17 protein-coding genes and 1 riboswitch are annotated in these 20,665 nt (G+C 70.7%); of the genes, 4 read left to right on the forward strand and 13 right to left on the reverse strand.

The genetic code is table 11. The features are described from left to right. Positions 1-70: 70 nt before the first annotated feature. The 4 genes from MDN94_RS28405 to ribD are packed head-to-tail and all read right to left on the reverse strand — an operon-like array spanning position 71 to position 3,758. The gene (locus MDN94_RS28405; RefSeq protein WP_482728736.1) at positions 71-1,411 is read right to left on the reverse strand and encodes a bifunctional 3,4-dihydroxy-2-butanone-4-phosphate synthase/GTP cyclohydrolase II; all 1,341 of its coding nucleotides are present in this window, start codon (positions 1,409-1,411) and stop codon (positions 71-73) included. Continuing rightward, positions 1,408-2,052 (reverse strand): nicotinamide mononucleotide transporter family protein, encoded by a 645-nt coding sequence (locus tag MDN94_RS28410; RefSeq protein WP_453455341.1) that lies wholly within the window; start codon positions 2,050-2,052, stop codon positions 1,408-1,410. The genes MDN94_RS28405 and MDN94_RS28410 overlap by 4 nt, the downstream gene beginning before the upstream one ends. Positions 2,053-2,057: 5 nt before the next feature. Next, positions 2,058-2,666, reverse strand: coding sequence for a riboflavin synthase (locus MDN94_RS28415; protein WP_441265252.1), 609 nt, complete (start codon positions 2,664-2,666; stop codon positions 2,058-2,060). After that, entirely contained in the window at positions 2,667-3,758 is a 1,092-nt protein-coding gene (gene ribD, locus MDN94_RS28420; protein ID WP_482728737.1) for a bifunctional diaminohydroxyphosphoribosylaminopyrimidine deaminase/5-amino-6-(5-phosphoribosylamino)uracil reductase RibD, read from the reverse strand. Between the two features lie 154 nt (positions 3,759-3,912). After that, a riboswitch (FMN riboswitch) is annotated at positions 3,913-4,043 on the reverse strand. Positions 4,044-4,340: 297 nt separating this feature from the next. Between ribD and MDN94_RS28425 the strand changes: the two genes are divergently transcribed. After that, the gene (locus tag MDN94_RS28425) at positions 4,341-6,671 is read left to right on the forward strand and encodes a chitinase C-terminal domain-containing protein (RefSeq protein ID WP_482728738.1); all 2,331 of its coding nucleotides are present in this window, start codon (positions 4,341-4,343) and stop codon (positions 6,669-6,671) included. 394 nt (positions 6,672-7,065) lie between these two features. Here MDN94_RS28425 and MDN94_RS28430 read toward each other — a convergent pair whose 3' ends face one another. Next, positions 7,066-8,211 carry an ROK family transcriptional regulator gene (locus MDN94_RS28430; protein WP_482728739.1) on the reverse strand — a complete coding sequence of 382 codons (1,146 nt, stop codon included), beginning with the start codon at positions 8,209-8,211 and terminating at the stop codon, positions 7,066-7,068. A gap of 88 nt (positions 8,212-8,299) precedes the next feature. On the opposite strand from MDN94_RS28430, the gene MDN94_RS28435 reads away from it, so the two are divergent. Next, the gene (locus MDN94_RS28435) at positions 8,300-9,523 is read left to right on the forward strand and encodes an MFS transporter (protein ID WP_482728740.1); all 1,224 of its coding nucleotides are present in this window, start codon (positions 8,300-8,302) and stop codon (positions 9,521-9,523) included. Here MDN94_RS28435 and MDN94_RS28440 read toward each other — a convergent pair. Next, complete coding sequence (locus MDN94_RS28440) at positions 9,483-9,959, reverse strand: acyl-CoA thioesterase (protein WP_482728741.1); 477 nt, start codon at positions 9,957-9,959, stop codon at positions 9,483-9,485. The genes MDN94_RS28435 and MDN94_RS28440 overlap by 41 nt on opposite strands. A gap of 301 nt (positions 9,960-10,260) precedes the next feature. Here MDN94_RS28440 and MDN94_RS28445 point away from each other — a divergent pair, with 301 nt between their 5' ends. Further along, positions 10,261-10,965, forward strand: coding sequence for a DUF5995 family protein (locus MDN94_RS28445; RefSeq protein WP_482728742.1), 705 nt, complete (start codon positions 10,261-10,263; stop codon positions 10,963-10,965). A gap of 10 nt (positions 10,966-10,975) precedes the next feature. Here MDN94_RS28445 and MDN94_RS28450 read toward each other — a convergent pair whose 3' ends face one another. The 4 genes from MDN94_RS28450 to MDN94_RS28465 form a co-directional block, all read right to left on the reverse strand. Then, positions 10,976-12,673 (reverse strand): flavin monoamine oxidase family protein, encoded by a 1,698-nt coding sequence (locus MDN94_RS28450; protein WP_482728743.1) that lies wholly within the window; start codon positions 12,671-12,673, stop codon positions 10,976-10,978. Positions 12,674-12,737: 64 nt separating this feature from the next. Continuing rightward, entirely contained in the window at positions 12,738-13,559 is an 822-nt protein-coding gene (locus tag MDN94_RS28455; RefSeq protein WP_482728744.1) for a carbon-nitrogen hydrolase family protein, read from the reverse strand. 293 nt (positions 13,560-13,852) lie between these two features. Further along, complete coding sequence (locus MDN94_RS28460; RefSeq protein WP_005319952.1) at positions 13,853-14,305, reverse strand: Lrp/AsnC family transcriptional regulator; 453 nt, start codon at positions 14,303-14,305, stop codon at positions 13,853-13,855. 94 nt (positions 14,306-14,399) lie between these two features. Next, positions 14,400-15,854: an amino acid permease gene (locus MDN94_RS28465; RefSeq protein WP_482728745.1), complete on the reverse strand. Its 1,455-nt coding sequence runs from the start codon at positions 15,852-15,854 to the stop codon at positions 14,400-14,402. 365 nt (positions 15,855-16,219) lie between these two features. Between MDN94_RS28465 and MDN94_RS28470 the strand changes: the two genes are divergently transcribed. Next, positions 16,220-16,621, forward strand: coding sequence for an ATP-binding protein (locus MDN94_RS28470; protein WP_482728746.1), 402 nt, complete (start codon positions 16,220-16,222; stop codon positions 16,619-16,621). 276 nt (positions 16,622-16,897) lie between these two features. On the opposite strand, the gene MDN94_RS28475 is transcribed toward MDN94_RS28470, so the two are convergent. The 3 genes from MDN94_RS28475 to MDN94_RS28485 all read right to left on the reverse strand — a co-directional run bounded on the left by MDN94_RS28475 (position 16,898) and on the right by MDN94_RS28485 (position 20,582). Continuing rightward, the gene (locus MDN94_RS28475) at positions 16,898-17,773 is read right to left on the reverse strand and encodes an RNA polymerase sigma factor SigF (protein WP_482728747.1); all 876 of its coding nucleotides are present in this window, start codon (positions 17,771-17,773) and stop codon (positions 16,898-16,900) included. Positions 17,774-17,914: 141 nt separating this feature from the next. Beyond that, the gene (locus tag MDN94_RS28480; protein ID WP_482728748.1) at positions 17,915-19,357 is read right to left on the reverse strand and encodes a GuaB1 family IMP dehydrogenase-related protein; all 1,443 of its coding nucleotides are present in this window, start codon (positions 19,355-19,357) and stop codon (positions 17,915-17,917) included. Positions 19,358-19,538: 181 nt separating this feature from the next. Continuing rightward, complete coding sequence (locus tag MDN94_RS28485; RefSeq protein WP_005319937.1) at positions 19,539-20,582, reverse strand: sugar-binding transcriptional regulator; 1,044 nt, start codon at positions 20,580-20,582, stop codon at positions 19,539-19,541. Between the last annotated feature and the right edge of the window lie 83 nt (positions 20,583-20,665).

The raw sequence follows: 20,665 nt of genomic DNA on the forward strand, positions 1-20,665 counted from the left end.
GTTCTACCGGCCGCGCGAGGTGTCTCGCCTCACGCGGTTCTGCTGTACGTGGTTGTGCTGATGACGAGTTCTACTGGTTGCCGCACGTCGTCGCCGGGGCCGCCTCGAGCCACGGCAGGTCGTGGCCCATCCGGTCGCGCTTGGTGCGCAGGTACGTCAGGTTGTGCTCGCCCGCCTGGACGGGCATCGGTTCGCGTCCGAGGACGGTGATCCCGTACCTGACGAGCGCGGTCGACTTGTCCGGGTTGTTGGTCATCAGCCGCACGCTGCGCACGCCGAGGTCGGCGAGGATCTGGGCGCCGGCCGCGTAGTCGCGGGCGTCGGCCGGCAGGCCGAGCTCGAGGTTGGCGTCGAGGGTGTCCCTCCCCCGCTCCTGGAGTTCGTACGCGCGCAGCTTGGACAGCAGCCCGATGCCGCGGCCCTCGTGCCCGCGCAGATAGACGACGACACCCCGCCCGGCCTGCGTGATGCTCTCCATGGAGGCGTTGAGCTGGGGACCGCAGTCGCAGCGCAGCGAGTGGAAGATGTCACCCGTGAGGCATTCGGAGTGGACGCGCACGAGGACGTCCTCGCCGTCGCCGATGTCGCCGTGCACCAGGGCGACGTGCTCGACGCCGTCGACGGTGGAGCGGTAGCCGTACGCGGTGAACTCACCGGCCGCGGTGGGGAGATGGACCTCCGCCTCGCGCTTGACTGTGGGCTCCTCGCTGCGGCGGTAGGCGATCAGGTCCTCGATGGAGATGATCGTCAGGCCGTGCTTGCGGGCGAACGGCACGAGCTCGGGCAGCCGCAGCATCACGCCGTCCTCGCCGGCGATCTCGACGATCGCGCCGGCGGGGCGCAGGCCCGCGAGCCGTGCGAGGTCCACGGCGGCCTCTGTGTGGCCGGGGCGGGTGAGGACGCCGCCTGGCTTGGCGCGCAGCGGGAAGACGTGCCCCGGGCGTACGAAGTCGGCGGGTCCTGCCTCGCCGCCGGCCAGCAGCTGGAGGGTCATGGCGCGGTCGGCGGCCGAGATGCCTGTGGTCACCCCGTAGGCGGGGCCCGCGTCGACGGAGACGGTGAAGGCGGTCTGCATCGACTCGGTGTTGTCGCCGACCATCTGGGGCAGGTCGAGCCGCTCCAGCTCGTCGCCCTCCATGGGGGCGCAGATCAGGCCGCGGCACTCGCTCATCATGAAGGCGACGACCTCGGGCGTGGCCTTCTCCGCGGCGATGACGAGGTCGCCCTCGTTCTCGCGGTCCTCGTCGTCGACGACCACGACGGGGCGGCCCGCGGCGATGTCGCGGACGGCCTGCTCGACCGGGTCGAGGGAGAGGTCCTCGATGCTGTCGGCGGCGAACCAGGTTGGAGTCGTGGGGGCGGCCCGAAGGGCCTCGGGCAGGGTGGTGGTGGGTGACGGGCGCACGGTCATGCTGCCGCTCCTTCCAGTGCGGGCCGGCCGCTCGTCCGCGAGCGCAGCCACCAGTCACGCAGGCCCCAAAGGACGAGCGCGCCGTAGAGGACGTAGACGAAGCCGGAGAAGGCGAAGCCGTTGGCGAAGTTGAGCGGGACGCCGACCAGGTCGACGAGGAGCCAGGCGAACCAGAACTCGACCATGCCGCGGGCCTGGGCGATCATCGCCACGAGGGTCCCGACGAAGATGTACGCGTCGGGCCACGGGTCCCACGACAGGGACGGGTACAGGGTGAACAGTCCGCCGACGGCGGCGGTGCCGAGGACAGCGCCGCCGAACAGGTAGGCCCGCTCACGCCAGGTCGCGAACCGGACGGCGATCGACCCGTCCTGCGCCTGCTGCCGGCCGCGGGTCCACTGCCAGTAGCCCCATGCGGCCACTGCCATGACCACCACCTGCTTGCCGGCGCTGCCGGTGAGGTGGGACGTGGCGAAGGCGGCGAAGAGGATGACGCCGGAGAGGAACTGGGCGGGCCAGGTCCATATCGAGCGCCGCCAGCCGAGGGCGAGGGCGATCAGCCCGATCGTGTTGCCGATCATGTCCGACCACTTGATGTGCTGTCCGAAGGCCGTGAAGGCCTCGCCGTTCAGCCAGTCGATGGCGCTCACTCGGCACTCTCCTCGGCCTGTGTGCCGAGCAGCCGCTCGACGTACTTGGCGATGACGTCCACCTCGAGGTTGACCGGGTCACCGGGCTGCTTGATCCCGAGCGTGGTCAGGGCGAGGGTGGTGGGGATGAGGCTGATCGTGAAGTGGTCGGTGCCCGCGTCGACCACGGTAAGGCTCACACCGTCAACCGTGATCGAGCCCTTCTCGACAACGTATCGAGCGAGACCGGAGGGCAGCGAGATCTTGACGATCTCCCAGTTCTCGGACGGGGTGCGCCCGATCACGGTGCCGGTGCCGTCGACGTGGCCCTGGACGATGTGGCCGCCGAGCCGGGCGCCGACCGCCGTGGGCCGCTCGAGGTTGACGCGGGATCCGGCCCGGAGCACACCGAGGCTGGAGCGCTTCAGCGTCTCGGCCATGACGTCGGCGGTGAACTCCCCGTCGCCGGTCTCGACGACGGTCAGGCAGACGCCGTTGACGGCGATGGAGTCGCCGTGCTTCGCGTCCTCGGTGACGATCGGGCCGCGCAGACGGAAGCGGGACGCGTCGCCGAGGTCCTCGACGGCGGTGACCTCGCCCAGCTCTTCGACGATTCCGGTGAACACTCAAGCTCCCTTGGGGACGGTGGCGGTGACCCGCAGGTCGGTTCCGATACGGACGGTCTCTGTGACATCGAGCCGCAACGCGTCGGTGATGGTGGTGATTCCGGCGCCGGCGAGGGCCGCGGGGCCCGCACCGAGGAGTACGGGGGCGAGATAGCCGATGACGCGGTCGACGGCTCCGGCGGCGACGAAGGCGCCGGCGAGCGTCGGGCCGCCTTCGAGGAGCACGGACCGCACCCCGCGCGCGTGGAGGGCGGCCAGCAGTGCGGCGATGTCCAGGCCGCCGCCGGACGAGCGGGGCAGCCGCCAGACCTCGCCGAGATGCGCGGTCGCGTCGGGCAGGACGTCCTCGGCCACCGCGACGGCGGTGGGCGCGGCGTCGTCGAGGACCCTTGCCCCGGGCTTCACTGCGACCGCCTCGGTGTCGATCACGACACGCAGCGGCTGGGTGGCGCCCGCGATGCCGCGGACGGCGAGGTGGGGGTCGTCGGCGCGGGCGGTGCCCGAGCCGACGAGGACGGCGTCGGCCTCGGCGCGCAGCCGGTGGACATCGGCGCGGGACTCGGGGGAGCTGATCCAGCGGCTGGTGCCGTCGGCGGCGGCGACGCGGCCGTCGAGTGTGGCCGCGTACTTCCAGGTGACGTGGGGGCGGCCCAGGCGTACGGAGGTGAGCCAGCCGGCGTTGCCCGCGGCCGCCTCGTCGGCGAGGAGTCCCTGTTCGACCTCGATACCGGCCGCGCGCAGGGTCTCGGCGCCTCCGGTGGCCTCCGGGTTCGGGTCGGCGACCGCGTAGACGACGCGGGCGACGCCGGCCTCGGCGAGCGCCTGTGCGCAGGGGCCGGTGCGGCCGGTGTGGTTGCAGGGCTCGAGGGTGACGTACGCGGTGCCGCCGCGGGCGAGGACCCCGGCGGCGCGCAGGGCGTGGATCTCGGCGTGCGGTCCGCCGGCGCGCTGGTGGAAACCTTCGCCGACCACGTGTCCGGAGGCGTCGGTGATGACGCACCCGACGACCGGGTTGGGGCTGGTGGAGCCGAGTCCGCGGGCGGCGAGCGTGATCGCCCGACGCATGGCGTCTGCTTCGACTGCGGTGGCCACCGGGTCCTCCTGCCTCTTCGGGCACGGACTCCGGGGCCTGTCGATGACGACAGAGAGCGGAGGAACACCACTGGGGGACGCCGATGCCTGAACGGCGATCGCCGCGCGTGCACGGCGATCGACAGACGGCCGACGCACCTGACGGTGCCATCCGCCGCGCACTGCCTCCCATCCGGACTTTAACCGTCGGTCCAGGAATCTCACCTGGTCAACCGGCCGCTGGCTGCGGACGGGTCGCGGACTGTAACCGCCGGTTCGGAATTGCACCGACCCCGGAGTGCGCTGCTGCTGATACAGGGCCAGTGTGCCACGGCCGGCGGTGAGCCATGCGGGTGATGTCTGTGGACTCGCTCACATAGGGGCACACGGCGTCACCCGCCGTCACGCCGGAATCCAATGGTCCAGACCTATTGACGCTTTGGTCTAGTCCTCTTAATGTCTGCGACACCTCCGCGGACCAGGCCCGCCGGTGTGCGCACACCGGGGCCAACCCCTTTGCCCCATCTGTCAGTTGTGCGAGGCCGAACCCCCCTGCGCTCCTGGCGGGCCATACAGGGGGATCCCCACCAGGAGGAACTGATCGTGCAGTCCCCCACCCGTACCAGAGCCGGGGCGTCCCTGCTCGCAGCCGGTGCCGCCGCAGCCGCGCTGCTGGCCGGCATGCTCTCCCCCGGCGTCTCCCATGCCGCGCCGCAGGAGAACTGCCGCCCCGACGGGCTCTACGCCACCCCCGGCGTCGACGTCCCTTACTGCTCGGTCTACGACACCGAGGGCCGCGAGAAGATGGGCGCGGACCACCAGCGCCGGGTCATCGGCTACTTCACAGGCTGGCGCACCGGCAAGAACGGGCAGCCTGCCTACCTCGCGTCCGACATCCCGTGGGACAAGGTCACCCACATCAACTACGCCTTCGGCCACATCGACGCGTCCAACAAGCTCTCGGTCGGCACGGACGGGGAGAAGAACGCCGCGACGGGGATGACCTGGCCGGGAGTGGCCGGGGCGGAGATGGACCCGGCTCTGCCGTACAAGGGCCACTTCAACCTGCTCAACAAGTTCAAGAAGCAGCATCCGGACGTGAAGACGCTGATCTCCGTCGGCGGCTGGGCGGAGACCGGCGGCTACTTCGACGACACCGGCGTGCGGGTGAACTCGGGCGGCTTCTACTCGATGGCCACCAACGCCGACGGCTCGGTCAACCAGGCGGGGATCAACACCTTCGCCGACTCCGCCGTCGCCTTCATCAAGAAGTACGGCTTCAACGGCGTCGACATCGACTACGAGTACCCGACCTCGATGAAGGACGCCGGCCACCCTGCCGACTTCCCCGTCTCCAACGCCCGCCGAGGGGGCCTCAACAAGGGCTACGCGGCGCTGATGAAGACCCTGCGCGACAAGCTCGACCGGGCCGGCGCGGCGGACGGCAAGCACTACATGCTCACCGTCGCGGCACCCTCGTCCGGCTACCTGCTGCGCGGCATGGAGACCTTCCAGGTCCAGAAGTACCTGGACTACGTCAACATCATGTCGTACGACCTGCACGGCGCGTGGAACGAGTACGTCGGCCCGAACGCCTCGCTCTTCGACGACGGCAAGGACGCCGAACTGGCCTCGGCGAACGTCTACGGCAGCGCCCAGTACGGCGGCATCGGCTACCTCAACACCGACTGGGCCTACCACTACTTCCGGGGCTCCATGCCGGCCGGCCGCATCAACATCGGCCTGCCGTACTACACCCGCGGTCACAAGAACGTGCAGGGCGGCACGGACGGCCTGTGGGGCAAGGCCGCCGCGGCCTCCTGCCCGGCCGGCTCCGGCCTCACCAAGTGCGGTGACGGCGCCGTCGGCATCGACAACCTGTGGCACGACAAGGACGACAACGGCAAGGAGTCCCCGGCGGGTTCCAACCCGATGTGGCACGCCAAGAACCTCGAGAAGGGGATCGTCGGCGACTACGTCACGCAGTACGGCTTTCCGGCCGACACCCGGCTGACCGGCGCCTACGTGCGCAAGTACGACTCCACGCTGGCCGCGCCCTGGCTGTGGAACGCCGAGAAGAAGGTCTTCCTCTCCACCGAGGACGAGCAGTCGGTGGCCGCGAAGGCGGACTACGTGGTCGACCGGGGCATCGGCGGCACGATGGTCTGGGAACTCGCGGGCGACTACGACTGGAACGCGGCGAAGGGCCAGTACGAGATCGGCGACACGCTGACCACGTCGATGTACGAGAAGTTCAAGTCGGCCGCTCCGTACGGGGCAAAGAAGTCCAACTCCCCGCTGCCCACCGACGCGGTCGACATCTCGGTGGACTTCACCGAGTTCAAGCTGGGCGACTCCAACTACCCGATCACGCCCAAGCTGAAGATCACAAACAACACCTCGGCCACGCTGCCCGGCGGCACGGAGTTCCAGTTCGACTACGCGACCGCCGCCCCGGCCAATGCCTCCGACCAGTCCGGCTTCGGCACCAAGGTGATCAAGAGCGATCACACCGGCGGCAACATCGGCGGCCTGAAGGGCGACTTCCACCGGGTGGCGCTGAAGCTCCCGGCCTGGCAGTCACTGGCCCCCGGCGGCACGGTCGAGCTGTCCTTCAACTACTACCTGCCGGTCTCGACCCCGTCGAACTGGACCGTGAACATCGCCGGCACGGCGTACGCCCTCGCCGGTGACCTGGGCCGCGGAACGAAGCTGGTCGAGCCCGGTTCCGGTTCCTCCCCCTCACCGTCCCCCTCCGAGCCGGGCACGCCCGGGGCATGCGCCGCGCCGGCGTGGAACGCGACGTCCGAGTACGGGGGCGGGGTGACCGTCTCCCACAAGTCGCACCAGTGGAAGTCGAAGTGGTGGACTAAGGGCGAGGAGCCCGGTACGACCGGGGAGTGGGGTGTCTGGCAGGACCTCGGCACCTGCTGATCATCCCTCGCAGAGCAGCCCGGCGGCGGTCACCGGCCCTTGCCGCCGCCGGGCCCTTGCCTCCGCGGAGCCCTTCGGCGATGTCCTCGGCGCTCGCCCTCGGATCCGCCGAGGCTGCCGAACCGCAGCCTCTGATCCCCGCCCGCGCGGGCGGGATCCGGTAGACGGAGAGGAGACGGAGAGCATGACTGCGCGGTGAACGCGGCGCCGGCCCGGTCCACGTGTCTGGTTCCGCTTCGAATCCGACCGGCTGAGCCATGAGGTCGAGTTCAGGACCGACCGGATGCAGCGGTGGGAGCTGCGGCTGCCGTCGTCGGACCCGGCGGGTCCGGGACGACGCTCCCGCCACGACCAGCGGCAACCGCCCCGATGGCCGTGCGGGTCATGGTGGCGGTCAGCCGAACAGTTCCCCCCGCGCCGAATCCCCCGCCGTCAGCAGCGCGCCGCTGAGGACCGCGTCGTCGCCGAGGACGCCGGCACGGACCTGGGTAGGCAGCGGGGACAGACTGGCCACCCGCGCCGCGACGCGCGATGCCAGCGCCTCGCCGCCCGCGTGCCCGGTCTCGCCGCCGAGGACCACACATCCGGGATCCAGGACCGCGGCGACCGCCGCCGCGCCGAGGGCGAGGCGGTCGGCGAGGGCGTCGAGGAAGTCGCCGCGGTCCTCGGCGACGGCCGCCGCCACCATGCGTGCCGCCGTAGGCCCCACGAGCCCGTACCGCTGCCCCAGTTCGCGGATCGCCGCCGCCCCGGCCAGCGAGTGGAAGCCGCCGGCGCAGTCGACGGCGGAGGGAATGCCCGCCGTGCCGGGCACCGGCAGGAAGCCGATCTCGCCCGCCCCGCCGGACGCCCCTCTCCTCAGCCGGCCGTCGAGGAAGATTCCCGCGCCGACCCCTTGTCCCAGCCAGAGGAACGCGAACGAGTCGCGGTCGCCCGCGGCGCCGAGGCGATGTTCGGCCACGGCCGCGAGGTTGGTCTCGTTCTCGACGATCACCCGGGCCGGCAGGCGCCGCTGCAGTGCGGCCACCAGCATGCGGTGCCAGGCCGGCAGGCCGGTCGTGTCGCGGAGTTCACCGGTCGCCGGGTCGATGAGACCGGGCGCGCCGACGCAGACGCTGTGCAGCGCGGCGGCTCCGGCGTTCCGGGACGTGCGCTCCACCAGCGCCGCGGCACGCTGCACAACGGGACCGGGCTCGCTGTCGCCGCCGATCGGAAGGGAGGCTTCGGCGAGACGCGTCCCGAGCAGGTCCGCGATGACGACGGAGACGCTCTCGGTGCGTACGTCGAGCGCCGCGAGGTGTGCGCGGTCGGCGACGATCCCGTACAGGCGGGCGTTCGGTCCACGCCGTTCGGCACCAGCCTCGCCGACCACCCGGATGAGCCCCGAGCCCTGCAACCGCTCCACGAGGTCGGCGACGGTGGGCCGGGAGAGGCCGGTCATCGTCTTCAACTGTCCTGCCGTCAACGGCCCCTCTTCCTGCAGGAGTTCCAGGGCGAGCCGATCGTTGATGGCCCGGGCGGTGCTCGGTGAGGCGCGCATGCCGGAATCCTTCCAGACGCATACCGTCTATTTATCAGGCAGGGTTCCTGATAGTTTACCGCTCACGTTCTCGGGGAGGGGTACACGCATGTCCAGCGCATCGAGCCGAACGGCCGTCGGGCTGCCCCGGTTGCGGCGTGCCCGCTTCGCGGTGGCCGCCGTCTTCTGTGTGCACGGCGCGGTGACCGGCAGCTTCGCGACCCGGATCCCCTGGATCCAGGACCACGCCGGGGTCAGTGCCGGTCAGCTGGGCCTCGCCCTGGCATTCCCGGCGCTCGGAGCTTCCGTGGCCATGCCGCTGGCCGGAGCCGTCACCCACCGCTTCGGCGCACGCACGGCGCTGCGCGGACTGCTGGCACTGTGGACCCTGAGCCTGGTCCTGCCGGCGTTCGCCCCGAACCTGCTCAGCCTGTGCGCGGCACTGTTCGTCTACGGCGCCACCGCCGGAATGTCCGACGTGGCGATGAACGCCCTGGGCGTGGAGGTGGAGAACCGTCTCGACCGGTCGATCATGTCGGGACTGCACGGCATGTGGAGCGCCGGTGCGCTGATCGGCTCGGCAGGCGGCACACTCGCCGCCCACCTGGGCAGTGACGCACGCCTGCACCACACCCTGGCGGCGCTGACGCTGACCGCGCTCGGGCTGATCGCCTGTCAGGGCGTACTGGACCTGCGCAGTTCCGCCGACGAGGAGCCGCCGCCGCGGTTCGCCCTGCCGCCGAAATCGGCGCTGATCATCGGCGCGATCGGGTTCTGCGCGGTGTTCGCCGAGGGAGCGAGCCTGGACTGGTCGGCCGTCTATCTGCGTGACGTGCTGGACACCTCGCCGGGTCTGGCGGCCGCGTCGACCACGGCGTTCGCGCTGACGATGGCGGTGGCACGGCTGGCGGGCGACCGGATCGTCGACCGGTTCGGGCCTGTGCGGACCGTGCGGGTCGGCGGGGTGCTCGCGACGATCGGCGGACTGCTCGTGGTCCTGGCGCCGCATCCGGCCGTCGCGATGTGCGGCTTCGCGCTGATCGGCTTCGGCGTCGCCGTGGTCGTGCCGCTGGCCTTCGCCGCGGCCGGACGCAGCGGGCCGAACCCGAGCCAGGCGATCGCCGGTGTCGCCACCATCACCTACACCTCGGGGCTGATCGCCCCGTCGGCGATCGGCGCGGTCGCCGACGCGACGAGCCTGGTCGTGTCCTTCGGCCTGGTGACGGCGCTCGCGCTCGGTCTGGTCCTCGGCGCCGGTGTGCTGCGCTCGGCCGGGCGGGAGAGCGTGAAGGTCATTCCGCCGGCGCCAGCAGTGCGCGACCCGCGGCCCTGAACCGCTCGCTCCACGGCGCGGGCCGCAGGGTGTCCGGGTCCAGCCTGACGAGGACCCGGACACCCTGTGCGTAGGTCACGGCGCCGTCCCCGGAACAGAAACGGAAGCCGTAGGTGAGGCCGGTACGGCCGAGCCTTTCCAGCCACAGGTGCACGGCGTAGTCGCCGGTCCGGTTCACGGGGCGCTCGTAGCCGATGCGCAGTTCCTTGACGGCGTTGCAGGCGTCCCCGGCCGCTGCCCAGTCGCCCTCGAAGGCGACTCCACGCTCTTGCCAGTACGTCACCCAGGCGCGCTCCACCATCAGCGGGTACCGGGCGTTGTGGAGCAGCCCGAGCGCGTCGAGGTCGTCGAAGTGCACGACCGCCGGGACGAGCACGCCGTGCTCGACGCCGGAGGCGAGCGGGGCGGCGGATGTCGGAGGGGCTTGCGTGGTCACGGTCGGGGCTCCTGTGCAGTGCTGGCCGAAAACGTCTCATCCTAAGCGCCCGCTCATGCCGGTTACCACGTGCTCCGCGCCTTCGCCCCCGCCCACATGCATGAAGGAGCAGATGAAGGACGAGGAGCCGCTGCTGGACTCCGGCACCTCCTCGTACGACGCCGGTTCCGGGGCCCCGAGCCCGCGGGGACGCCGGACGGTCCGACGACCGGGCGGTAGTCACTGCGGAAACGTCCCTCTTTCCGGGGAAGCCCCGGCCCGTCTCCGCGCGGACACGCCCGGGGCTGGGACCCTGGCCCCCATGGCGCAGACGGAACAGTTCGCGGTGCGGGCGGGCCACGGTCCTTCCCCGGTCGGGTCCGTGGTGGAGCAGATGCGCTCGCTGCGTTCCGCCCTGCCCCAGGGCGACGGGATCGCGGTGTTCAACCGGGTGTATCTCGCGGTCACGGAGGAGTTCGGCCGGCACGCCGAGGCCGGGCACTTCACCGACCGGGAGGGCGCCGACGCGCTCGTCGTGTTCTTCGCCCGCCGCTATCTGGCGGCCGTGGAGGACGCGGCAGAGGGCCGGCGGCCGCCCGCGTGCTGGCGGCCGTTGTTCCAGTACCGCCACCATCCCGGTGTACGGCCACTGCAGTTCGCGCTCGCCGGGATCAACGCCCACATCGGGCACGACCTGGCCCTCGCCGTCGTGGACACCTGTTGTGCGCTCGGCCGTCGACCGGCCGACCTGGAGAGCGGGTTCGACCGTGTCGGCGACATCCTCGTGCAGTTGGAGGAGCACATCCGCGAGGATCTGATGCCCGGCCCCGACCTGCTCGAGATCGCCGATCCGCTGACCCACCTGGTTGGCGCGTGGAGCCTCGAACGGGCCCGCGACAGCGCCTGGTCGGCCGCACGGCTGCTGTGGGGACTGCGGGACCTGCCCGACCTGGCCGAGGAGTTCACCGAGCGTCTGGACGCCGGTGTCGGCCTGGTCGGGCGCTGTCTGCTGACGCCCTGGCGCTGAGGCCCGGGCCTCAGTCCTCCGGGAGTTCGACCGGCGCGATCTCGTCGTAGAGGTCGCCCGGGCCCGGGTTGGACGGGTCGGTCGCGCCGCCGAAGTGCTCCATCACGCCCCACACGGCGTTGAGCGCGGTCTGCACGGCGCCCTCGGCCCAGCCGGCCGTCCACGAGATGTCGTCGCCGGCAAGGAAGATGCCGCGCTTGTCCTCGGGCAGCCGGTCCTGCATGAAGTGGGTGAACAGCCGGCGCTGGTAGCGGTAGTGGCCCGGCAGGTTGGCCTTGAACGCGCCCATGAAGTACGGCTCGTTCTCCCACGACACGGTCACGGGGTTGCCGATGATGTGGCTGCGGATGTCGACGTCCGGATAGATCTCGCCCAGCGACTTCAGCATGACCTCCATCCGCTCGTTCGCGGACAGCGGCAGCCACTTCAGGCTGTCGTCGCACCAGGTGTACGACAGGCAGATCACGGCCGGCTTGTCCGGGCCGTTGTCCAGCAGGTACGTGCCGCGGGTCATCCGGTCGGTCAGCGTCATCGACATGCGGTCGCGTCCGGTGACCTCGTCCTTGTCCAGCCAGAACGGCCGGTCCACCGGCACGAACAGCTTGGAGGACTCCATGTAGTGGGTGCGCTCCATCGCCGTCCAGTGGTCGATGGGGAACAGCGCGTCGTCACAGGCGATCTTGGACAGCAGCATCCACGACTGGGCGGTGAAGATCGCCGCGCGGTAGGTGCGGATGTCGCCGGCCGCGTCGGTGACCGTGATGCGGTTGCCCGCCGTGCGGGAGAGCCGGGTCACCGCCGGGCGGGGGGCGCCCTCGTGCAGCGACGCCAGCGACGTGCCGAGCGGCCAGTGGACGATCTTCTGCGGCTCGCGCTCCCACAGGCGCAGCGGCAGTTGCTGACTGCCCTCGACGATGCCGCGGTGGTGGTCGTCGGCCTCCGAGTAGACGACCCGCAGGATCTCCAGGATGGAGTTGGGGAAGTCGGTGTCCCAGCCGCCGGTGCCGAAGCCGACCTGGCCGAAGATCTCCCGGTGCCGGAAGGACTTGAAGGCCTCCGAGTCGCACAGGAAGCCGTAGAAGGTCTGGTTGTCGAGCTTCTCGACGAGCTTGGCCCAGATCTCGCGGATACGCGGGACGTCGCGCTCGCGCATGGCCTGGTTCATGTCGGAGAAGTCGGCGCCCTCCTCCAGGCAGGCGTTCCAGGCGTTCATCACGTCGCGGTAGACCTGCGGCAGGTCGTCGACGGTCTCCGCGTAGTGCGACTCGCCCTTGAGGTCGACGACGGTCGACGGGGTGGAGGGGGCCAGCGGGTTGGGGAACGGCCGGGTGGTCAGACCCACGAGGTCGATGTAGTGCTGGAGGGCCGTGGAGGAGGGCGGGAAGCGCATCGCGCCCATCTCGGCGGTCAACTCGTCCGTGCCGGTGCCCTCGAAGCCGACGGTGCGCAGCCGGCCGCCGATCTGGTCGGCCTCGTAGACGACGGGCCTCAGGCCCATCTTCATCAGCTCGTACGCGGCGACCATGCCGGAGAGGCCGCCGCCGATGACCGCGACCTCGGCGCCGTGCTCGGTCGCCGGTATCTGACCCAGGCCCGCGGGGTGCGCGAGGAAGTCGTCGTAGGCGTAGGGGAAGTCCGGACCGAACATGGTGATCGGCGGCTGCGCGTCGCTGTGCTGGACGGCGGTGGTGGGCACCGTGGACGTCATGGGGTACGGACTCCTTGCGGGGAAAGGCGAAGCGGTGGGGCGGTGAGGCGGGGGCAGGCGGGCGTCAGGTCAGCGAGCCGTACAGGCCGGGCCGCCGGTCACGCAGGTACGGGTTGTTCTCGCGCGACGCGCTGAGCAGCTCGGGGTCGACCTCGCCGATGACGAGCTCCTCCCCGCGGCCGGCGCGGGTGCGCACCGTCCCGTCGGGGGCGGCGAGGCAGCTGAGGCCGACGAACTCGAACTCGCCTTCCGGGCCGGTCCTGTTGACGTACGCGACGTACATCTGGCTCTCGAATGCCCGGACCGGGACCAGCGATTCGGCGACGAACTGGAAGGGGTGCATCTGCGCGGTGGGGACCAGCAGCAGGTCGGTGCCGGCCAGGGCGTGGGCGCGGACGTTCTCGGGGAACTCCACGTCGTAGCAGATCAGCATGCCGACGCGGATGCCGTCGAGCTCGGCCTGGACGACGGTGTCCTCGCCCGGTGTGAACCATCGCTGCTCGAAGCAGCCGAAGAGGTGCGTCTTGCGGTAGTTCGCGAGACGCTGCCCGGACGCGTCGATCAGCTGGGCGGAGTTGTGGATCGTGCCCGTGTCGCCGGCCGTGCCGCTGCCCTCGTCCGCCCGCTCGGGGTAGCCGTAGAGCACCGCGAGGCCGTGGCGTACGGCGATGTCGGCGACGGCGAGCGCGCCGGGACCATCAGCCCGCTCGGCCAGCATCGGCACGTCGTCCCCGATCGCGTAGCCGGTGAGGAACATCTCGGGGCAGACGAGCAGGCCCGCACCGGCCTCGGCGGCCCGGCCCGCGGCCTCGTCGAGCACCTTCAGGTTCTCCGCGACCGAGCCCGGACGGCCGGAACTCTGGAGAAGGGCGGTGCGCAGGGGCATGGGTGACCTCGGGCATGGGACGGGTGAACGGGAGACGTCTATGACGGTACGGTCCGGCGATCGGCCGGGACAAGGCGCGAGCGTTGCGCGCGGACAGTCGATGTGTTGCGTCGTTGCGGCCTGATCCGGCGATTCGTTGCGCAGCCCGACAGGCCGTGCGGTGGGGCACCCGGACACGCCACCGTGCGTCGCGCTCCGATCACCCCCGGCTGTCCCCGGCGTCGCGCTCACCAGCGCGATCGCGCCTCGGGGCCGACCCCGGGGAGCCGGGCCGCCCCGAGGAGCCACGGGCGTTACGCGGGAGCGCCGGAGGAGAACCGCCGCAGCAGCGGGGAGAGCACCAGGACCGACTTGGTGCGCTCCACGAACGGCTCGCCCGCGATGCGTTCGAGCACCCGCTCGAAGTGGCGCATGTCGGAGGCGAAGACCTGGACGATCGCATCCGCCTCACCGGTGACGGTGGAGGCGGACGCGATCTCCGGGTAGCGCTTGAGGCCGCGCTCGATCGCCTCGGGAGAGGTGTTGCGGCTGCAGAAGATCTCGATGAACCCCTCGGTCGCCCAGCCGAGCGCCTTCGGGTCGACCCGCACGGTGAAACCGGTGATGGCGCCTTCCGCGCGCAGCCGGTCCACCCGTCGTTTCACTGCCGGGGCGGAGAGCCCCACCATCGAGCCGATGTCCGCGTAGGAGCGGCGGGCGTCCTCCGCCAGGGCATGGACGATGCGCTCATCGAGGTCGTTCAGCAACTTTCACACCATGCTCGGTCCGTGCCGGGGAGCAGCGGCTCCCTGGTCAAGACAGTATCCATCAGGGATACGGGCGAGGGTCCCCGGCGCGGCCTCACCGCAGTGCGGACCTGCGCATGCCATAGCCGAAGTAGACGGCCAGGCCCACCGCCATCCAGACCCCGAACACGATCCAGGTGATGGTGTCGAGGCTGAACATCATCCACACGCAGAACCCGAAGCCGATCACAGGGAAGAGCGGCGACAGCGGCACCCGGAAGGTCCGCTTCATGTCCGGGCGGGTCCGGCGCAGCACGACGACGGCCACGTTGACGAGCGCGAACGCGAACAGGGTGCCGATGCTCGTGGCGTCGGCGAGCCGGCCCAGCGGCACGGCAGCGGCGAGCACGCCGCAGAACAGCGAGACGATCACCGTGTTGGCCCGGGGAGCACCGCTCTTGGCGTGCACCCGGGAGAACACCTTGGGCACCAGACCGTCGCGCGACATGGCGAACAGGATGCGGGTCTGCCCGTACAGCACCGTCAGCACGACGCTGGCGATGGCAATGACGGCGCCCGCGGCGAGCAGCACGGCCCAGAAGCTCTGCCCGGTGACGTCCTCCATGATCCCGGCGAGCGCGGCCTCGGACTCGCCGAAGCCCTTCCAGGGGCGGGCGCCGACGGCGACGGCGGCGACCAGCACGTACAGCACGGTGACGATCAGGAGGGACAGCATGATGGCGCGCGGCAGGTCACGCTGAGGGTTCTTGGCCTCTTCGCCGGCCGTGGAGGCGGCGTCGAAGCCGATGTACGAGAAGAACAGCGACGCTCCGGCAGCGCTGACGCCCGCCATGCCCAGCGGCATGAAGTTCTCGTAGTTGCCGCTGCGGAAGCCCTGGACGCCGACGGCGCAGAACAGCACCAGGGCGGCGATCTTCACGACGACCATGACGGTGTTGGCGCGGGCGCTCTCGCGGGCCCCGCCGAGCAGGAACACCATGGCGAGCAGCACGACGAGGAGGGCGGGCAGGTTGAAGAACCCTCCGTCGCCGGGCGGCGCCGACAGGGCCTGCGGGATGGTGACGCCGATGGTGCCGGCGAGGAGTTCGTTGAGGTACTCGCCCCAGCCGACCGCCACGGCGGCGACGGAGACCCCGTACTCGAGGATGAGGCACCAGCCGCAGACCCAGGCGACGAGCTCGCCCATCGTGGCATAGGCGTACGAGTAGGACGATCCGGAGACCGGGATGGTGCCGGCCAGCTCCGCGTACGAGAGGGCCGAGAAGAGCGCGGTCAGACCGGCGATCACGAACGAGACTGTGACGGCGGGGCCCGCCTCGGGGACCGCCTCGCCGAGCACGACGAAGATGCCGGTGCCGAGCGTGGCACCGATGCTGATCATGGTCAGCTGCCACATGGACAGCGAGCGGCGCAGCGCACCGCCCTCACCCTGCCCGCCCTCCGCGACCAGCCGCTCGACCGGCTTCCTTCTCATCAACCGGGCGCCGGTCCCCCGGCTCCTTCCGTTCGACGGCTCGGTCGTCGGTGGCGCTGCGCCTTGGTCCAGCACGTCGTTGGCTCCTTCATCGCTGCGGTTCGGCGGGGCGGCCCGACGGCGGCCCGCAGGCAGGCAGAAGAAGCCCGCGCATGGGTGGGGAACCGCCGAGCAGACGGTCACCGCCACTCCTGGTACGGGGGTCGAGCCTACGAGTCCGCTGCTCACAGCCGTAATGCACCGTTGTTGCGCATCGGCGGACCATCATTGCGCGCTGACGGGAGCCACGGGGAAACATTGCGCTCCGGTGAAACAGGAGGGTCATGACCGACCTCGGCCCGGCCACGCCCGAACGCCGGAAACCCTGGCGCTCCCGTCGTGGTGCGAGATACCGGTGCGCGGGGTTGATACTCGCGCGACTTCTGGGTATGCGATCGGTGATGAACGCACAGCCGCAGGTGGTGATCGAGGAATCGCCCCATCAGGAGAGCAGGCACAGCGCGGGTGCCCGTACGGCCACCGCGGAGTTCCTGCTGCAGCACTGCACGTGGGCCGACGCCGACGCGGTGCTGCTGGTCGTCTCCGAACTGGTCACCAACGCCGTGCGCCACACCGCCGGCTGGTGGCGGCTGCGTCTGACGGTCGGACACGACACCCTGGTCGTGCAGATGGACGACTCCAGCCCGCTGCCACCGGTCCCCCGGCAGCCGGACCTCGCGGGCGGCGGCGGCTTCGGATGGCACATGGTGCAGCGGCTCGCCGGCTGCGTGGAGGTTCGTCAGGTCCCCCATGGCAAGAGCATCCGAGCGACTTGGGCGCGCCCCGCCACGGCCGGCGGCTGACCGCCGCTCCCTCTTCCCTCCCACACCCGCCGCCGGCGACCTGAGGTCCTCGGACAGCACGGATTTGACGCGCACGACGGACGGGACGCGTGCAGGAAGGAACCGGACGCGCACGACGGGCCGGACGCGCACGACGGGCCGGAAAGCGGCGTCCTGGCGGACAGGACGCCGCTTCTCCCGTGGGGGGCTCCGGTGAGGGTCCGGGCCCTTCGAGGGACCCGGACCCTGGCGCGGTGAACGGCGGGCGGCCGTGGCCGCCCGCCGGTGCCGCAGAGGTCACTCCACGACGAGGAGCCCTTCACGCAACCGTCCGGTGATCCGCGACAGCAGCCGGGAGACGTGCATCTGGGAGACGCCGAGCTCCGCGCCGATCTCCGACTGCGTCATCTCCTCACCGAACCGCATCTGAAGGATGCGCCGGTCCCGCTCGTCGAGCTCCTCGATCAGCGGCTTGAGCGCCTGGACGTTCTCCGCGGTCTCCAGATCGGCGTCCGGTGCGCCCAGCCGGTCGGACAGCGGCACGGCCCCGTGGTCGGAGGCGTCGTCCATCGGCATGTCGATCGAGCCGGCGGTGTAACCGTTGCTCGCGACCACGCCCTCGATGATCTCTTCCTCGTCCATACCGAGGTGTTCCGCGAGTTCGGCCGTGGTGGGGGTGTGGTCGAGCTTCTGCGAGAGCTCGTCGACGGCCTTGGCGAGGTCGATCCTCAGTTCCTGCAGCCGCCGCGGGACGTGCACGGCCCAACTGGTGTCACGGAAGAAGCGCTTGATCTCACCGATGATGTACGGGACGGCGAACGTCGCGAACTCCACCTCCCGGCTCAGCTCGAAGCGGTCGATCGCCTTGATCAGGCCGATCGTGCCGACCTGGATGATGTCCTCCATCTGCTCCGCGCGGTTGCGGAACCGGCCCGCGGCGTACTTCACGAGGGCCAGGTTGAGCTCGATCAGGGTGTTGCGCACGTATTGGTATTCGTGGGTGCCTTCCTCAAGAGAGGCCAGCCGCACGAAGAAGGTCTTCGAGATCTCACGTGCGTCCTTGGGTGCAACCTCCCCCGGGTTCTCCACTTCCGGAAGCCCTAGCTCCACGATTTCCGGGCGCTGCGCTTCAGGCCGCGTGAGTTCGGTCGGGACCGTGCTCGCCGTGGACACTTCGTCCTCCCCTGCTCCGATGTCAGTGCGACAGCGCGCCTACCCGCGACGCCGTGCCGCATGCCTACAAAGTCGAGTTGGCCGAAAATCGACAAGGTCCGGCCCCCACGTCCCGGGAGGGCCGGACCATATGACGGCGGGTCAGTTCCAGCTGGCGTGCAGGGGCTTGCCCTCCGCGTAACCGGCCGCGCTCTGAATGCCGACGATCGCCTTCTCCGCGAACTCCTCCAGGGAGCCTGCGCCGGCGTACGTGCACGAGGACCGGACGCCCGCGATGATCGAGTCGATCAGGTCCTCGACACCGGGACGGCTCGCGTCGAGGAACATCCGCGAGTGCGAGATCCCCTCTTCGAACAGGCCCTTACGGGCACGGTCGTACGCGGACTCCTCGCTGGTGCGGTTGCGCACGGCGCGCTTCGACGCCATGCCGAAGGACTCCTTGTAGAACCGCCCGTCGGGGGCCTGCTGCAGGTCACCCGGGGACTCGTACGTGCCGGCGAACCATGAGCCGATCATGACGTTGGACGCACCCGCGGCCAGCGCCATCGCCACGTCGCGGGGGTGGCGGACACCGCCGTCCGCCCAGACGTGCTTGCCGAACTTCTTCGCCTCCGCGGCGCATTCCAGAACGGCCGAGAACTGCGGCCGGCCCACACCGGTCATCATGCGGGTGGTGCACATGGCGCCGGGGCCCACACCGACCTTGATGATGTCCGCGCCGGCCTCGATCAGGTCGCGCACGCCTTCCGCCGCGACGACGTTGCCGGCGACGATGGGCACCTGCGGATCGAGAGCGCGAACGGCCTTGACGGCGCTGATCATCGACTCCTGGTGGCCGTGCGCGGTGTCGACGACCAGCGTGTCGACGCCCGCGTCGAGCAGCTGCTTGGCCTTGCCGGCCACATCACCGTTGATGCCGACGGCCGCGGCGATCCGCAGCCGGCCGGCGGCGTCGACCGCGGGGGTGTACAGCGTCGCGCGCAGGGCGCCCTTGCGGGTCAGCACACCCGCGAGCCTGCCGGAGCCGTCCACGGCGGGCGCGTAGCGCCGGTTGGCGCCGTCGAGGGTGTTGAACGCCTCGCGGGGGTCGATGTCCGCGTCGAGGAGCAGCAGGTCCTTGGACATGACCTCGGACAGCTGGGTGAACCGGTCGACCCCGGCCAGGTCGTGGTCGGTCACGATGCCGACGGGCCGGCGCTCCTCGTCCACGACGACGCCCGCGCCGTGTGCCCGCTTCGGCAGCAGCGACAGGGCATCGGCGACGGTCTGGTGCGGAACCAACACGATCGGGGTGTCCAGCACATGATGGCGGGTCTTCACCCAGGAGATGACGTCGGTGACGACGTCGATCGGGATGTCCTGAGGGATGACGACGAGTCCGCCGCGGCGGGCGACGGTCTCGGCCATCCGACGGCCGGCGATGGCGGTCATGTTGGCCACGACCAGCGGCACCGTCGTGCCGGTCCCGTCAGGGGAGGAGAGGTCCACGCCCTGCCGCGAACCGACGGCCGAGCGGCTCGGCACCATGAACACATCGTCGTACGTCAGGTCGTACGGCGGCTTGATGTCGTTGAGGAAACGCACGTGCTTAACATCCCAGTCGATCGGAGTCGGCCCCCCGGCGATGCAGCCGGAGGAAATCGCACGTACTTCATTCTCCCATGCCGGCACCCCGGAACCGCTCGGGCCAATCGTCCAGGTCAGCAGGGGTGCCTTGGTGTGATCGCACCAAGGCGTCGGCAGCGGGCCCCGGGCCCGCTGCCGCTCAGTCGTCCGGGTCGGCGCGCTCCAGCGCCGGGCGCGGGCCGGGCGCCGCGGTCAGCAGCAGGTCGGCCGCCGCGGTGTCCGTCACGAGGCTGGTGACCAGTCCTGAGCGGAGCACGGCCCCGATCGCCTCCGCCTTGCGGGGGCCGCCCGCGATGGCCACCACCTCGGGAATGCGGCGCAGCCGGTCGGCCTCGACGGTGATGCAGCGCTCTCCCAGGTCGCGGCCGACCCGGCGGCCCTGGGTGTCGAAGAGGTGGGCGGACATCTCGGCGGCCACACCGAGGGAGGCGTAGTGGGCGCGCTCCTCGTCGGAGAGCATGTCGTGGACGGTGGAGATGCCGGGTTCCCAGGAGCCGATCGAGACACAGGCGACGGTGACCTTGTCGAAGTAGTCGAAGGCCCGCGCGATGCCCGTCTGGTGGCGCAGCGCTGCGGCCGTCGCGGGGTCGGGCAGCAGCATCGGCGCGTAGATGGGGTGGGCCTCGCCGCCGGAAACCTGGGCCGCTCTTCGTACCGCCTCCACGGAGCCGCGCTCCGCGGTGCCCGCGTCGTACACACCGGTGAGCTGGACGACCGTGCACGGCGGCAGCCGGTCGAGGGCCGCGGCCATGTGAATGGTGGACCGGCCCCACGCGAGGCCCAGCACGTCACCCTCGGCCACCAGCTCGCCGAGCAGATCGGCGGCGACCTCGCCCAGGTTCTCCGGGTCGGGCGACTCGTCCGCGCCCTCCGCGGGCGACTCCACGACGACCGCGTGCCGGAGCCCGAAGTGGGCGCGCAGCGCGTCGGAACGCTCGGCGTCCAGCTCGGCGGGCACGCGGATCTCGATGCGCACGAGATCACGCTCGAGAGCGGTCTCCAGGACCCTGGCGACCTTGAAGCGGCTGACGCCGAACTCCTCGGCGATCTGGATCTTGGACTTGCCCTCGAGGTAGAAGCGACGGGCCATGGCCGCCGCCTGCACAAGCTCAGCGGGCCCCATCCGCAGGGCAGACCGTCCCGCCGACCTAGCAGACACCGCGATCTCCTCACTGCTGTTCATGCCGTACAAACTTGCCGCTGGACACACTCCGGATCCGCCATCCTGTCAGATCCGTGCGCCCTTGATCAGCCCTGCCGGGCCAA

The organism is Streptomyces sp. WAC00040, from assembly GCF_056835925.1.